At 35.8% G+C, this 15,125-nt stretch carries 14 protein-coding genes; all 14 read right to left on the bottom strand.

Annotation, left to right across the window (positions count from 1 at the left end; all coding sequences use genetic code 11):
• Nucleotides 1-238: 238 nt before the first annotated feature.
• Nucleotides 239-1,384 (bottom strand): cell division protein FtsZ, encoded by a 1,146-nt coding sequence (gene ftsZ / locus CRO45_RS01930; protein ID WP_097147929.1) that lies wholly within the window; start codon nucleotides 1,382-1,384, stop codon nucleotides 239-241.
• Between the two features lie 42 nt (nucleotides 1,385-1,426).
• Nucleotides 1,427-2,719 carry a cell division protein FtsA gene (gene ftsA / locus CRO45_RS01925; RefSeq protein ID WP_097147928.1) on the bottom strand — a complete coding sequence of 431 codons (1,293 nt, stop codon included), beginning with the start codon at nucleotides 2,717-2,719 and terminating at the stop codon, nucleotides 1,427-1,429.
• A gap of 96 nt (nucleotides 2,720-2,815) precedes the next feature.
• The gene (locus CRO45_RS01920; protein WP_097147927.1) at nucleotides 2,816-3,187 is read right to left on the bottom strand and encodes a small basic family protein; all 372 of its coding nucleotides are present in this window, start codon (nucleotides 3,185-3,187) and stop codon (nucleotides 2,816-2,818) included.
• A 3-nt stretch (nucleotides 3,188-3,190) separates the two neighbouring features.
• Nucleotides 3,191-3,907: a DUF881 domain-containing protein gene (locus CRO45_RS01915; protein WP_097147926.1), complete on the bottom strand. Its 717-nt coding sequence runs from the start codon at nucleotides 3,905-3,907 to the stop codon at nucleotides 3,191-3,193.
• A gap of 25 nt (nucleotides 3,908-3,932) precedes the next feature.
• Nucleotides 3,933-4,646 (bottom strand): DUF881 domain-containing protein, encoded by a 714-nt coding sequence (locus tag CRO45_RS01910; RefSeq protein WP_235864504.1) that lies wholly within the window; start codon nucleotides 4,644-4,646, stop codon nucleotides 3,933-3,935.
• Nucleotides 4,639-5,499: a cell division protein FtsQ/DivIB gene (locus CRO45_RS01905; protein ID WP_097147925.1), complete on the bottom strand. Its 861-nt coding sequence runs from the start codon at nucleotides 5,497-5,499 to the stop codon at nucleotides 4,639-4,641. Before CRO45_RS01905 ends, CRO45_RS01910 begins: the two co-directional genes overlap by 8 nt.
• Before the next feature lie 21 nt (nucleotides 5,500-5,520).
• Nucleotides 5,521-6,609, bottom strand: coding sequence for an FtsW/RodA/SpoVE family cell cycle protein (locus CRO45_RS01900; protein ID WP_235864508.1), 1,089 nt, complete (start codon nucleotides 6,607-6,609; stop codon nucleotides 5,521-5,523).
• Nucleotides 6,610-6,634: 25 nt separating this feature from the next.
• Complete coding sequence (gene murD / locus CRO45_RS01895; protein ID WP_097147923.1) at nucleotides 6,635-7,987, bottom strand: UDP-N-acetylmuramoyl-L-alanine--D-glutamate ligase; 1,353 nt, start codon at nucleotides 7,985-7,987, stop codon at nucleotides 6,635-6,637.
• Nucleotides 7,984-8,964: a phospho-N-acetylmuramoyl-pentapeptide-transferase gene (mraY, locus tag CRO45_RS01890; RefSeq protein ID WP_097147922.1), complete on the bottom strand. Its 981-nt coding sequence runs from the start codon at nucleotides 8,962-8,964 to the stop codon at nucleotides 7,984-7,986. The genes murD and mraY overlap by 4 nt, the downstream gene beginning before the upstream one ends.
• A 56-nt stretch (nucleotides 8,965-9,020) precedes the next feature.
• A complete protein-coding gene (locus CRO45_RS01885; RefSeq protein WP_097147921.1) occupies nucleotides 9,021-11,018 on the bottom strand; it encodes a stage V sporulation protein D in 1,998 nt (665 codons plus the stop codon).
• Nucleotides 11,019-11,107: 89 nt separating this feature from the next.
• Nucleotides 11,108-13,297, bottom strand: coding sequence for a penicillin-binding transpeptidase domain-containing protein (locus tag CRO45_RS01880; protein ID WP_097148096.1), 2,190 nt, complete (start codon nucleotides 13,295-13,297; stop codon nucleotides 11,108-11,110).
• A gap of 38 nt (nucleotides 13,298-13,335) precedes the next feature.
• A complete protein-coding gene (gene ftsL / locus CRO45_RS01875) occupies nucleotides 13,336-13,701 on the bottom strand; it encodes a cell division protein FtsL (protein ID WP_097147920.1) in 366 nt (121 codons plus the stop codon).
• A gap of 4 nt (nucleotides 13,702-13,705) precedes the next feature.
• Complete coding sequence (gene rsmH, locus CRO45_RS01870; protein WP_097147919.1) at nucleotides 13,706-14,653, bottom strand: 16S rRNA (cytosine(1402)-N(4))-methyltransferase RsmH; 948 nt, start codon at nucleotides 14,651-14,653, stop codon at nucleotides 13,706-13,708.
• Between the two features lie 30 nt (nucleotides 14,654-14,683).
• Nucleotides 14,684-15,115, bottom strand: a complete 432-nt coding sequence (gene mraZ, locus CRO45_RS01865) for a division/cell wall cluster transcriptional repressor MraZ (protein WP_097147918.1) — start codon at nucleotides 15,113-15,115, stop codon at nucleotides 14,684-14,686.
• Between the last annotated feature and the right edge of the window lie 10 nt (nucleotides 15,116-15,125).

Below are 15,125 nucleotides of genomic sequence, written 5' to 3'. Positions count from 1 at the left end.
GTACCCGAAAGATTCTGAATTGTATTGAATTGTGTGTGTACCTGGTACCCGAAAGATTCTGAATTGTACTAAATTGTGTGTGTACCTGGTACCCGAAAGATTCTGAATTGTATTGAATTGTGTGTGTACCTGGTACACGAAAGATTCTGAATTGTTCCAGTACCTGGCACATAAAAAGGCACAAAAAAAACTGCCTTGAAAGATTGTATTTCTTTCAAGGCAGTTCGTATTTTTATAGTTAGCGATTTCTACGATTACGTAAAAATGTTGGAATGTCTAACATATCTTCTTGGGCTTGATTCGTTTGATTGTTGCTTCGAACAGGTTGTTCAACTTGAGTTTGTTCTATGCGCTCTCGACCATTCGTTGTAGGCTGTGAATTACGTACACCACCATTTACATTACGTGCTTTTGGTTGTGGTGTTAAAATATCTTCAGTAAAGCCTGTTGCAATCACTGTAACGATAATCTCGTCGTTTAAGTTTTCGTTAATAACAGAACCAAAGATCATATTCACTTCTTCATCTGAAGCAGATGCTACAATATCGGCAGCTTCTTGTACTTCAAATAAACTTAAATTCGATCCACCAGTAATATTCATGATGACACCTTTAGCACCATCGATAGATGTTTCTAGTAAAGGACTTGAAATTGCTTTTTTAGCAGCTTCCATTGCGCGATTTTCACCAGTCGCAATCCCGATACCCATTAAAGCTGATCCTTTGTCCGACATAATCGTTTTCACGTCAGCAAAGTCTAGGTTAATTAAACCTGGTGTTGCAATTAAATCCGAAATACCTTGAACACCTTGGCGAAGAACGTTATCAGCTTCACGGAATGCTTCAACCATTGGTGTATTTTTGTCTACAATTTGTAATAGCTTATCATTCGGGATCACAATTAACGTATCCACTGCATCCTTCATTGAAGCAATTCCACCGATTGCTTGAGTTTGACGTTTTTTCCCTTCAAATGAGAATGGACGTGTAACTACCCCAACCGTTAAAGCACCTAAATCGCGAGCAATGGATGCAATTACAGGTGCAGCACCAGTACCGGTACCTCCACCCATTCCAGCCGTTACAAAGACCATATCTGCTCCACGTAATAGCTCTTCAATTTGTTCGCGGCTTTCTTCAGCAGCCTTCTTTCCCACTTCTGGGTTTGCACCTGCTCCTAAACCACGAGTTAACTTTCCACCAATCTGTAATTTAAACTCTGCTTTTGATAGATTCAAAGCTTGAGCATCAGTATTAACTGCTATAAAGTCAACACCTTGTACTCCATGTTCAATCATTCTATTAACTGCATTATTACCGCCGCCACCAACGCCAATTACTTTGATGTTAGCTAGCTGGTCGATACTAGTATCAAATTCCAACATTCTTTTTCCTCCTACCACTCTAGTCGTATATATTAACAGTTTCTATTCAAAAAACTTATCAAACAGTCTCTTTGCTTTGTTGATGACACTTGTTTTATTACTGTTATCGGCTTTTTCAGCTGAATTTGAATTTTTCTTAGTAGGAGTTGCATTTGCTCCAACTGTGGCATACGTCACCGTAGAGTCTGTATTTGTTCTACCGTAAAACTCATCTTCCATACTAGCATATTTAATTAATCCAACAGCAGTGGTATAGGATGGTTCACGTACACCAATATAATCAGGAGTATAAACTCTTACGCGTGTTTGCATTACTTCACGCGCTAATTGAGCCACACCTTCTAACTGAGCTACGCCACCAGAAATAACAATTCCACCTGGTAAGTCTCTAACCCCAAGTCTAGCAAGCTCGTCTAATACTAATTCAAACAATTCTTCTAAACGTACACCGATAATCTCAGATATAAATTTTTGGTTATACTGATCTACCATATCAGTGCCAGAAACTGGTACTTCAAAGATTTCCTCTTCAGAAGCATCATCATAAAAGGCATGTCCAAATTGTTTCTTAATCTTTTCTGCTTGTTCAGTTGTTGTTTTTAGAATAATAGATAAGTCCTTAGTTACATGTTCTCCACCAACTGGTACTACTCCTGCATGTGTTAGTAGTCCATCTTCAAAAACTGAAATGGTAGTAGAACCTCCACCTAAATCAATATAGGCAGTTCCTTGATTTTTTTCATCTTCTGTTAAAGCAAAGAAACCAGCAGCTAATGGTTGTAAATAAATCTCTCTAATATGCAAACCTGAACGCTCAACACAACGTAATACATTATGTAATAAAGTTTTTGACGTTGTTATCATTGTAGCATCCATTTCCAACCGTATACCAATCATTCCACGCGGATCTTTTATTTCCTCTAAATTATCAACAATAAATTGTTTCGGTAATAAGTTCACTAACTCACGTTCAGGTGGAATCGACATCACTTGTGCGGATTCAATGACTCTTTCTAAATCATCATCCGTAATTTCACGGTTTTCACTATTTACTGCGACAACACCTTTAACAGATTGTAAAGTAGTCTGATTTGCTGGAATACCTAATACGACTTCATTGATAGAAATGCCTGTCATTCGCTCAGCTTCCTCAACAGCTTTTCGAATGGATTGTACCGTTGCATCGATGTCAACGATCGCTCCTTTTCGAACGCCGCTTGATTTCACATTTCCGACCCCGATGACATGTAGTTGTTCGTTGTTCACTTTCCCAATTAATACTTTGACTGAAGCTGAGCCTATATCTAGGGAAATATATATATCTTGGTTATTCAACTTTCCCGCACCTCCTTCGATTACTCTTATAACTCATTCTATTGTAAAATTTACATATTGTCTAAGTAATTTACTACTTACTATAAGATTTTACCGCTATTCTATAGTTTTTTCACTCTTTTTTATATGTCTTTCATCCCATTTTTGTATCAAAATTCGTCGAATAACCGCTATATTTTGGAAAAGCCGGACTCCAAAGGCAAAAATAGCAGCTAAGTACAAGTCAACTCCTAGATGAACACCTAAAAAAGCTAGTCCAGCAGCTAACACAATATTAAAGAAAAATCCGGAAATGAATACTTTATCATCATATACTTGTTGCAAGTAAGCACGGATACCACCAAATAATGTATCCAATGCAGCAAGTACCGCAATTGATAGGTAGTTTTCATACATAGAAGGGATTTGAATATCGGTTAACAATCCTAAGGCTAGTCCTAATATTAATCCTAAAAATGGCAGCCACATACTTTATTCCCCTTTTTGTTCGATTAAAAACTCATTTTCCAATGCTCTATCATATTCTGCGATTGTTACGCTTTTTTCGGGTTTACCAATAACTAAATTTAAATTATCGATATAAAAAGCATCTCTAAAAGATGAGATATTTAAGTAGTTGTTCAGTTTTTCTGCCTTTTCATAACTATCAGTAATTACTTTTATTTCAACATCTGACTTACTTATGGGAATACCATTTACTGTAGTTGAACCATTAATATCACGAATTGCCGTAGTATGGACAACTCTTTGACCATCTATTTCAATGAATTGCCCTTCAAATCGATTGATTTCATTCACTAACCGATATAGTAATTCAGGAGAAATGGGTTTAATGGAGAATCCAGATTGTACTAATTCCATAGCGGGGCTAATCGTAATGGTAATACCAGGTCCAGTTACTTCCAATAGACCTGCCTCTTGTTTTAGATGCTCTACTGTATTTGACAGAACATCTCCTAAATTTTCTGTCTCATTGTTTTTATATTTGTTGACTACGTCATTTAATGCGAGAATTTCAGAAAGTAACTGGGAATGCCTCTTTTTCTCCTCAGATAATGCTTGTCTTAGTTCCCAAGAATCCCTTGTATCCCTTGCTGACGGTTCCTTTACAGTATTATATTGGACAGCAATCATAAGTCCTACAATAAACGACACAATTGTGATTCGGGTCACTACTTTCATGTTCATTCTGTTTCCCTCCTAAAGCTGTGTCCTAACTTTGAGTTTCGTTTACAGAAGGCATTGTAATTTGTCCCTTTTTCTCAATCGTCACAACAATCTGATCATTAATAAGTTGGTCAAATACTCCTCCAACAATTTGTAAAGATGAAATTAATACTTCAGGATTACCAACCGCTTCTACAACAAATGGAGCAGGATATTGACTTCCATCAATTGTGATGACAGGACCTGTACAATTAATATAAGAATTCGATTTTAACCTATGTCCATTTATAGAAATCGCTTCAGCACCTGATATTTTTAGTTCATTGACCACTTTAAAAATATGGCTATCGTGAACAATATAATCATTTGGATTTGAATTGTTAGGGTTATATTCAGCATCATTTAATGTAATACGTATCCCTTGTCCCACTGCAGGAATTTCACCTAACATTAAGCGTAATTTTTCTGCTTCTTGTTGAAGTATTTCAAATTCATCCTTGTTAGAAGCAAAGGTTTTCTCAAAATCTCGAATTGTTTGTTGCAATTCGTTTAACTCTTCAGAAAGCTCTTTATTTCTTTCTTGTTGGCGAATTAAATCTTCTCGATATGTTTCCTCTTGGGAAACACTAGGACTTGTTATTTTTTTATTATCTTTTGTTAAATTATATGAAAAACCAATAATAAATCCTGTAATGATACATACAATGAGAATAATCATACTTTTTCGAGAAGGAGCTTTCATATATTTGTTTCTACTCATCTGCTAACACTTCCTGTTCGTCTGTATTAGCATTGTTGTCATAATTTGTAGAATCTATATCCGAAGATTCCTCCGAATTTTCTTCTGAATATTTAAAAGCGTATTCTTCCGAGAAAGATCTATAGTATGTTCCGACTTCAATATCAATAATACCTTTTTCATATTCGCCCGCATTTTCGATTTGTGCAACGATAGAAGGATAATAATTTAACTTTTCAGACAACGAAGTGATCTCCGCTCTTACTTCATATCCATCATTCATAAATAATGTGATGGCATAAGGATCTGATTCAGTAGGAGTTGCATTAATCTGGGATATCATTGATAACACTGTAGGATTAAGGTCAGCTAGTTCTTTTAACAATCTTTCTCGCATCTCGTTATCATCAAAAGCTAAAAAAATTGGTGCATCAATGGGTGCATTCGAACTAATTTCATTAAAAATAATCCCATTTTCTAAAATGGGATAAAACCCGTTTTGTTTAGAAATGTAAGCTACCTTTTGCCATTCCTCTATTTTTATTTCTACCGAAGTAAGCCACTTTTTATTTACCTCGACATTTTTCACCCAATCTAGCTCTTTTAAATGATCCTCAATTTCCTTTTCTTTAAAACTCCACATCGATTGTCCAACCTGTAAACTTGATTGTTTTATGTATTCCTCTTCACCAACTAAAGATGACCCTTTTACATTGATGGTTTTTATGTCACTATATGGAGATTGGAAATAAAGGAGTAAAAATAAGGTAACAAAAAATAATGTAATTAAGAATATAAATTTTTTGTTTGTTCGTTTTCTTCTTTTTTCTCGCAATGTAGGAATACGATCTTCTATATCTATTACTTTTTCCATTTTTACTCCTCCTCCCAAAAGTTATGAACTTACTTCACTTCGATTTGAAAAACTAATAACAATTGCTACGATAAACCAAATAATCATTAGTGATGTACCACCATAGCTTATAAACGGTAATGTTACACCTGTTACTGGTATTAAACCAACTACAACACCAATATTTAAGCATGCTTGGAAGCCGATCATACTAACTAGGGATACAATCGCATAAAAATGTGAGCTTTGGGTTGCTTGCATAGCTAATCCAATTCCTGAGTAGATGAACATACCGAATAATAGTAGTACAACACATCCACCTAAAAAGCCAATTTCCTCAAGAATGATAGAGAAGATGAAGTCGTTTTGAGGCTCTGGTAAGTACAAAAACTTTTGGCGACTATCTCCAAAGCCATGACCTAACAAGCCAGCTGGTCCAATTGCTAACATCGATTGCACACCTTGGAAGCCAGCACCTAGTGGGTCACCCCAAGGATCAATGAATGCAAAGATTCGTTGAAGTCGATAAGGTGCTGACATTATTAATGCAGTCAATCCTACAACACCTAGTGCAATAATTCCGACGTATAACTTAACTGGATACCTTGCAACAAAAAATAACATAAAGGATGAAACAATTAAGATAAATACGGAACCAAAGTCAGGTTGTAACATAATTAATGCACACGGTATGATTAAAATTAAAAAATGTTTTAATTGAACTACGCGTTCACTATTTTTAACTTTACTTAACAAAAAGCTTAAATACATTAAGGTCGTAATTTTCACTAATTCCGCTGGTTGCATTGTTAATGGTCCTAAACCAATCCAACTCTGGGAGCCATTACGTGAAAGGCCAATCCCTGGGATTAAAACTAATACTAACAATATCAACGAAAAAATGTATAACGAGATCCAAGCTTTCTCTTCTGTAAACAATGGCATATTAATTACTGTAAAGAAAACGATAAGTGCTATTGCTAAATAAATTGATTGTCTAATATAGAAAGGGGTCTGTCCTTCATAGTGAATCGAACTCCAATATGTACCAGCAGAAAATATAAACAATACACCTACTACTGATAGCAATATGCTCGAGATAATGAAAAGCCTCTTATACGTAAATTTCAGCTAAGGCATCCTTTCCTATAATTACTTAATTTAGCTTTAAGACGTTTTCTATAAACAAATCTCCACGCACCTCAAAATTTGGGTATTGATCCCAGCTTGCACATGCAGGAGAAAGTAAAATAACATTTCCAGGATTTGAAATCTCAGCTGCTTTTTGAACAGCATCCTCTACATCATCTGCAAGTTTTGTTATTGATATTCCACAAGATTGTGCAAATTCAATGAAGCGATTTTTAGTCTGTCCAAATGCAACTACCCCAACTACATTTTTCATAGACTCACGAAGTTCTTCAAAAGAATGACCTCTTTCAAGTCCACCGGCTATTAAAATTGTTGGCTCCGTAAAAGCATCGAGTGCAACTTTTGTTGCAAGGCAGTTTGTTGCTTTTGAATCGTTATAAATTTTTCTGCCGTTCCATTCACGAACAAATTGAGTACGATGACGTACACCAGTAAAGGTTTTTAATATATCTTCCATCTTTTCTTTCTCACAACCGTAAAGAATACATGCGGCTAAAGCAGCTAAAATGTTTTCTAAATTATGCTTGCCTGGAAGTGCGATGTTGGACCTTTCAATAAACGGCTTACCTTCCCAATAGATTGTAGATACGTCAGCACTAATCCCACTTTCAGTTCTTTGTTCAGAATTAAAAGGAACTTTTTTTGCTTTCGAATCTTTTACATATTGTTCTACGATTTTCTGATTCGCATTATAAATTAACCAATCAGATTCATCTTGATTCCTCGTAATATTCAACTTTGCTTGTGCGTAATCCTCAAATGTTCCATGGTAATCTAAATGCGCATCGTACAAATTAGTCAGAATTGCAATTTTCGGTTTAAACTTTTGAACACCCATTAATTGGAAAGATGAAAGTTCGGTAACAATACAGTCATCTTTTGTTGCTTCTTTAGCTACACCACATGCTACGGTTCCAATATTTCCTGCTATAAGCGGATTCCTATTTCCATTCTTAAGCATTTCAAATATTAAGGTTGTTGTTGTTGTTTTACCGTTTGTACCAGTTATTCCTATAAAGGGTGCTTCACTTATTAAGTAAGCGAGTTCAACTTCTGTTATAACGGGTAAATTTCGATTAATAGCATCTTTAATAATTGGGTTACTATAAGGAATTCCTGGATTTTTTACAATCCATTCAAAACCTTCATCAAGTAAATCTTCAGGATGTCTTCCACAAATGACTGTGATCCCTTTTTTCAACAAGTCTTGAGCCTGTGGGTTATCCTCAAAGGGCTTCGAATCATTCACAGTAACAAATGCTCCTAATTCGTGCAAAAGCTCAGCAGCAGCGACGCCACTTTTTGCAAGCCCTAATACTAGTACTTTTTTATATTGAAACTGTGCATTTTGAATCATAATAATGCCTCCGATAACACACCTATTAATGCTGCGATTAATGCTGTAAACCAAAATACTAGTACTACTTTTCTTTCTGACCATCCAGATAATTCAAAGTGATGATGAATCGGGGTCATTTTAAAAATTCTTTTACCACCAGTTAACTTAAAATAGGCCACTTGAAGAATAACTGATAAGGTTTCAAATACAAATACTATTCCGATGATTAGTAACAACAATTCTTGTTTTACTAAAATGGAAACTAATGCTAGGGCTCCACCGAGTGCAAGCGACCCGGTATCACCCATAAATACTTTTGCAGGATTTGCATTGAAAAGTAAGAACCCAAGTAAAGCACCAGTAATAGCAAATGTAAAAATAGCAACATCTATTTGGCCATTAAACAAAGCAATGACACCTAATGCAGTAAATGCAATTGAAGCAGTTCCTGCAACAAGTCCATCTAATCCATCAGTTAAGTTCACTGCATTTGAAAATCCTACTAACCAGAAGATTAAGAATCCTACATATAAAATACCAAGATCAACAGACCATTCAACAAATGGTATCGTTACTGTTGTATCAAATGTACCCCCAAGTCTTAAAAGTAAGAAGGATAGAATCGAAATAATAATTTGTCCTATAAGTTTTTGCAGTGATGTAAGACCTAAATTTCGTTTAAAAATAACTTTAATTCCATCATCTAAAAAGCCAATTAAACCAAATCCACATAAAACAAGAAGCATAACTACTGTTTGTGTAGTGAACACATTTATTAAATTTCCAACAATGACCGTTGTAGCAATGATTGAAATTAAAAATATGATACCGCCCATCGTCGGGGTTCCTGCTTTTTTCATGTGAGATTTTGGACCCTCTTCGCGAATGCTCTGCCCAAATTTTAACCTACGTAATATAGGTATGAGAAATGGTGCAAGAATCACTGAAATGAAAAATGAAATTGCTAAAATGGTAATTGTTGTTGCGATTGTCATGTTAGATCTCCTTTAAATCATGTTCTTTCATACAGTTTTATATTGTAATACACAAACTAATCCGTTTCATCATTAGAATTCGTTTCTTTATTCGTATTTGCTTCATTTTCTGAATTTGGCGTTGTTTCAGATGGTTCATTGCTTGTGTAAATATGAATTGTATCATCAACTTCTAATATATTTTCAGGTTCTGGTAATTGAGAAACAACTAAGTCCCCTTCTCCATGTATTTCGATACGATAAGGGTAGTGTAATTTCATAATTTCATCAACTTTTAAACCTACCAAATTCGGTACTCGGTCAGTAATTGGATCTCCCCAACGGTATTGCTTTTCAAGTTGACCTTCCCGATTAACTTCTAAACCAATCGTTGGTGCAATATCCTCAATAATTTGACCAACAATAGGAGCTGCAATCGTACTTCCAAATACAGTTGCACTTTTCGGATTATCAACTGCCACGTAAACAACAATTTCCGGATCATCTGCAGGTGCAAAACCGATAAAGGAAACAATATAATTGCCATCCATATATCTTCCATCTTGAACCTTCTGAGCAGTACCAGTTTTACCACCAATTCGAAGACCATCTCTAAAAGCTTGTCGACCTGAACCATTTGCCACAACAGACTCAAGGGCACTTCTTACTTTTGCTGATGTCTCTTCACTAATGACTTGTTTCTTAAGTTCAGGTTTGTTTTCTTGAATGACTTTCCCAGTATCAGAATCAACAATCCTTGATACAACATAAGGTGTAAATAATTTACCACCATTTACTGCTGCGGCAACTGCTGTAATTTGTTGTATTGGTGTGACTGAAATACCTTGACCAAAAGAGGTCGTAGCATGTTCTACAGGACCAAATCGATCTTCAGAAAATAAAATCCCTTTTGCTTCCCCAGGAATATTTGAACCAGTTGCTTCGCCAAAACCAAAGTCTTTTATATATCCCATTAATTTGTCAGGGCCAACTCTTTGTCCAAGTTCGATAAATCCTGGGTTACAAGAATTCTCTACAACTTGTAAAAATGTTTCATCTTTATGACCTTCACGTTTCCAGCAGCGAAGTCTCGCACCTTCAACGATTGTGTAACCGGGATCATAAAATCGATCATTTTCCAAATTTACTACCCCCTCTTCCAGGGCAGCACTAAGTGTAATAATTTTAAATGTAGATCCCGGTTCATATGTCATCCAAACAGGTAAATTTCGATTGTAGATTGATTGCTCAACCTCTTCGAAATTAGCTGGATCATAGGTTGGAAATGATGCTAAACCTAATATTTCACCTGTTTTTGCATTCATTGCAATCGCTAAGGCTTGATCTGCATCATATTTTTCCATTGCTTGTGATAACTCACGTTCGACTACTTGTTGCACTTGTAAATCAATTGTTAATTCTACAGTTGCACCTTGTTTTCCGTCCCGCCATTCATCATCAACATGGGGTAAAGCATTTCCAGCAGCATCTGTAAATAATCGGATAGCTGCATCTTTTGATGTCAGTATCTTATCATATTGATATTCAATACCAGCAAGACCTTGTGTATCATACCCTGTAAAGCCAAGGAACCTGGATAGTAAAGTTCCGTAAGGATAATGTCTTACATAATCTACTCCACTGTATAGCCCGTCTATTTTTAGACCTTGAATTTGCACAGCTTGTTCATACGAAATGTTCTTCGCTTCTGGTGCAAGCTTTACTAAGTAGGCTTTCGAGTTCATTTTTTCATAAAGCTTTTTCTCATCAAGATCTAATACCTCTGCAATTTGCCTTGCCGCTTCTTCGATATTATCGTTTTGTGCAGGCATAAAATATAGAGTAGGAGCTAACTTGTTCGTGACGATAATTTCACCATTTCTATCTGTAATTGCACCACGTTCTGATGCAAATGGCACTTCACGATCCCAGTTTTGTTTTGCAAGCTCAGTTAACCGGTCATATTGAAGAACCTGGACATAAAACAATCGAATGACGACAGCAAGCCCGAATATCATGAAGGCAATTACTATTAGTCTCAATCGTTTTTTGGATATGCTCGAAATCCACTTCATTCGACATTCACACCTCGTTTTTAACAAGGTATGAAATAAATTGGACTAGTATTCTATTAGAAAATCGAAAAAACCTTCCTTAACTCTGATTAATCTTGTGGTAGATCTATTAATTCACCACTTACTTCCTCAACTGGAGGTAAAAAAGTTTCTTCAGGAGTTTTTAAATTTACTACAATTAGTGAAGAGTCTCTAGCAATCACGCCTTCTGATACACTTTGATTTTCAACATACCCTTCTCCTGCTATTTCAATATTCAGCCCAGACATTGCTTTATATATTAATACATTTCGGAGTGACCAGTTTGTAAAGTCAGGTATTGTACTAGCACCTTCTGTTTTTAAGTAAACGAGACTTCCTTTTGTAACTTGCAAATCTTTATTTGGATATTGGTCAATTATTTTACCGCCTTCACCAATAATAATTGGGTTAAGTCCAGTCTCTCGTAAACTTTGTTCTACTTCACTTGTATTTTTAGAAATATAGTTATCCATAGTAAATGTATCTACTTCAGCAACATTCTCGGGGTCAATATTTAAATACTTAAGACTGTTTTCCATTACAGAATTAAATACTTCACTTACTGGATCAGATCCAGTTTCCCCTGTCTCTAATTGTGGTTGTTTCACAGCAACATACATAATTAGCTGAGGATCATCTGCTGGTGCCATACCTAAAAATGAATACAGATAATTATTTTGACCTGATAAGTAGCGGCCAGGATTATCTGGGTCAGCAATATATGCAGTTCCTGTTTTCCCAGCTACGTCATACCCATCAATTGCAAATTTTTTCGCAGTACCATACTGAGCTGTAACAGTTGATGCTAATATATCACGAACTTGTTTAGCAGTTTCTGCGGCTATAGGTGTACCTTTGACAGTAGGTTCATGCTTTTGTACGGTTTTACCCTCTGAATCTACTACTCTATCAATCACATATGGTTGCATCATTTTCCCCTCATTAGCTATAGCAGTCATAGCCTGTATAAGTTGAATAGGTGTAACTGTTGAACCTTGTCCATATGAAGTTGTTACGTAGTCGATAGCCCAGTCAGTTTTAATGGTTCCGCTTACTTCTCCAGGTAAATCAATACCTGTTTTCTTTCCGAAACCGAACTTATCCAAGTAATCTACAAAAACATCATTTCCTATATTTTCTAACATATAGGCCATCAATGTATTGGAGGAACGTTGAAACCCTTCTAAATAAGTTATGGATCCCCAACCAACATTATTATGATCTCGAATTGTTCTATCAAATACTGTATAAGATCCTGACGGGTAAAATGCACCTGGATGCCAATTTCCTGTTTCAATTGCAGAAGCTAATGTAAAAATCTTCATTGTAGAACCAGGCTCTAGTATTTTTTGTGTTGAAGTATTCAACCAATCTACTAAACCAACTCTATTTTCCGGATCAAAAGTAGGACGTTGACTCATCGCAAGTATTTCTCCCGTATCTGGATCCGCAATAATAGCAATCATAGATTCTGCTTCATATTTTTCATAAACCTTCGACATAGATTCTTCCAAAAAGTTTTGGATTGTTTTATCGATCGTTAAATAAATATCGCTACCATCTTTAGCAGGTTTAATCATCTTCTCACTATTTGGTAATAGGTAGTGAAAAGCATCACTTTTATATTGAAGTGAACCGTTTACTCCTGTTAGTTGTTCATTATAGAACTGTTCTAAACCCATCTTTCCAATCGTTTTAAATGAATTGTCATCCTGTTGTTCTTTCATTGCAAAACCAATTAAATGAGACGCAAATGGTCCATTTGGATAATATCTTTTCGTATCGCTCGAAAATACAATTCCAGGAAGTTCTTCTGCTTCGATAGCTGATTTTATTTCATGACTTATGCTACGACCAGCTACACCGAACTCTACTTGGTAAGGTTGCTTCAATTCACCAGTTTTTGAATCTCGTATTTTTTTAGTTAAATTATTATAAATATCAGTTTCATCCATATTAATGTATTTTGCTAATATTTTAGCGGTTGCTTGTGGATCAGTAACATGTCTTGGAGTCTTTGAGTTTTTTGAAGCTTCCGGACTAACGACTGCAATTAGTCGATAGCTTAATGTATCTTCTGCAATGATATTGCCACTTCGGTCTAAAATTTTCCCTCGCTCAGCTGTTAGCACAGCTTCTTTTCCATATAGAGCAGCTGCTCTAGCTTCTAATACTTGTCCATTTACGACACCGGTCGCTTGAATATGGACAATTTTTACAAATAATGCAAAAAAGAGCCCTCCGTAAATAACTAACATTAGAAAGGCTCCCCATTGGAATCGAAATTTTTTCTTTTTCATTCTCCCGGCACTACCTTTACATTTTTCTCATTGAGAGTTAAACCGAGTGCTTTTGCTTTTTTCATAATACGATCATATCTTGAAAGTTCAGCAACTTTAACTTTTAAATCGACATTTTGTTTAGATATTTCCGATATTTCACTTTGAATAGTTTGAATTTCCATCGTAGATTGTTGTATTGAACTTTGTTTATGTAATATTGTAACGGCCAGTATTGAAACCACTACAATAAATGCTATATATAGTACTTTTTCTTTTGCTGTAATTCGTTTCTTTTTCGGTTGTTTGATGATGGTTTGTTTTGGTTGTACGACTGTCGGTTGTTCTACATAAGTTTGAAATTGCCTTGCTCTCACTGCCATTTAATCACACCCCTTTATCGTTAATTTTTTCTGCAATTCGCAGTTTAGCAGATCTAGATCGGTTATTATTCTCTAATTCCTCATCTGAAGGAAGAATTGGTTTTCTTGTGACCAATTGTAAGGTTGGTTTAAATTGGTCTGGTACTACTGGTAATCCTGGTGGTAATTCAGGTAACGATGAAGCTTCTTTAAAAATTGTTTTCGTCAAACGATCCTCTAAAGAATGGAATGTAATTACGCTAATGCGTCCTCCAATGGCTAATAGTTCGATTGCATCTTCTAATGAATCTTCAGCAGCACCTAGTTCATCATTAACTGCAATCCGAATCGCTTGGAATATTCTTTTTGCTGGGTGTCCACCTTTTCTGCGAGCAGGGGCTGGAATTCCCTCTTTAATAAGTTCTACTAATTGTCCTGTTGTTTCAATTGGAGCATTTTTCCTTGCTTCCTCAATTTTTCGAGCAACTTGCTTTGAGAATTTTTCTTCTCCATAACGGAAGAAGATACGAACTAAATCTTCATAAGACCACTCATTAACCACATTAAAAGCAGTTAACTCCGCATGTTGGTCCATTCGCATATCTAGTGGTGCATCGTGGTGGTAACTAAAACCTCTTTCTGGTGTATCAAGTTGTGGAGAAGAAACACCCAAATCATATAGGATGCCATCTACTTTATAAATATTAAGTTTTGCTAGTTCCTCTTTGATATAACGAAAGTTTGAATGTACAAATGTTACTCGATCTAAATAATCTGCTAATCGTAATTTAGCATGCTCAATAGCTGTTATATCTTGATCGAAACAGATTAATCGACCTTCAGGCGATAATTGTTTTACTAAATATTCGCTATGTCCTGCTCCACCTAATGTACAATCTACATAAATTCCATTAGGCTTGATGTTCAACCCATCAACGGTTTCCCTTAATAATACAGTTGTATGATCGAACATAATGTATACTCCTTTTTGGCGCTAAATTAACTAGAAGTCAAAGCCAATTAAATTTTCTGCAATTTCATTGAATGATTCTTCAGCTTCCTCAGCATATGATTCCCAAGCTTCCTTCGCCCAGATCTCAATTTTGCTTGAAACTCCTATAACGACACATTCTTTTTCTATTTTTGCGTAAGTAGCTAATGTTGCGGGGATATTAATACGTCCCTGTTTATCTATTTCAACTTCGGTTGCACCTGAGAAAAAGAATCTAGTAAATGCTCTCGCATCCTTTTTCGTCATGGGCAATTGTTTTAACTTTTCTTCGAGTTTTCGCCATTCATCCATAGGATAGCCAAATAGACAGTTATCAAGTCCGCGTGTAATTACAAAAGTTGTTCCTAAATCCTCTCTAAATTTAGAGGGGACTATAAGACGTCCTTTTGTATCGACGGAATGTTGATATTCTCCCATGAACATGCTACTCACC

Origin of the sequence: Ureibacillus acetophenoni (assembly GCF_900220965.1) — a bacterium.
Lineage (GTDB): Bacteria > Bacillota > Bacilli > Bacillales_A > Planococcaceae > Ureibacillus > Ureibacillus acetophenoni.
Note: the sequence above shows the minus strand (reverse complement) of the source record. Positions and strands in the feature narration are given on the sequence as shown.

What these genes read in the sequence shown, in the direction of transcription:
- CRO45_RS01905 (WP_097147925.1), bottom strand. Translation starts at nt 5,499, where the DNA reads ATGGAAAAAGTAATAGATATAGAAGATCGTATTCCTACATTGCGAGAA.
- CRO45_RS01910 (WP_235864504.1), bottom strand. Translation starts at nt 4,646, where the DNA reads ATGAGTAGAAACAAATATATGAAAGCTCCTTCTCGAAAAAGTATGATT.
- mraZ (WP_097147918.1), bottom strand. Translation starts at nt 15,115, where the DNA reads ATGTTCATGGGAGAATATCAACATTCCGTCGATACAAAAGGACGTCTT.
- ftsZ (WP_097147929.1), bottom strand. Translation starts at nt 1,384, where the DNA reads ATGTTGGAATTTGATACTAGTATCGACCAGCTAGCTAACATCAAAGTA.
- murD (WP_097147923.1), bottom strand. Translation starts at nt 7,987, where the DNA reads ATGATTCAAAATGCACAGTTTCAATATAAAAAAGTACTAGTATTAGGG.
- mraY (WP_097147922.1), bottom strand. Translation starts at nt 8,964, where the DNA reads ATGACAATCGCAACAACAATTACCATTTTAGCAATTTCATTTTTCATT.
- CRO45_RS01920 (WP_097147927.1), bottom strand. Translation starts at nt 3,187, where the DNA reads ATGTGGCTGCCATTTTTAGGATTAATATTAGGACTAGCCTTAGGATTG.
- ftsL (WP_097147920.1), bottom strand. Translation starts at nt 13,701, where the DNA reads ATGGCAGTGAGAGCAAGGCAATTTCAAACTTATGTAGAACAACCGACA.
- CRO45_RS01880 (WP_097148096.1), bottom strand. Translation starts at nt 13,297, where the DNA reads ATGTTAGTTATTTACGGAGGGCTCTTTTTTGCATTATTTGTAAAAATT.
- CRO45_RS01915 (WP_097147926.1), bottom strand. Translation starts at nt 3,907, where the DNA reads ATGAACATGAAAGTAGTGACCCGAATCACAATTGTGTCGTTTATTGTA.
- rsmH (WP_097147919.1), bottom strand. Translation starts at nt 14,653, where the DNA reads ATGTTCGATCATACAACTGTATTATTAAGGGAAACCGTTGATGGGTTG.
- CRO45_RS01885 (WP_097147921.1), bottom strand. Translation starts at nt 11,018, where the DNA reads ATGAAGTGGATTTCGAGCATATCCAAAAAACGATTGAGACTAATAGTA.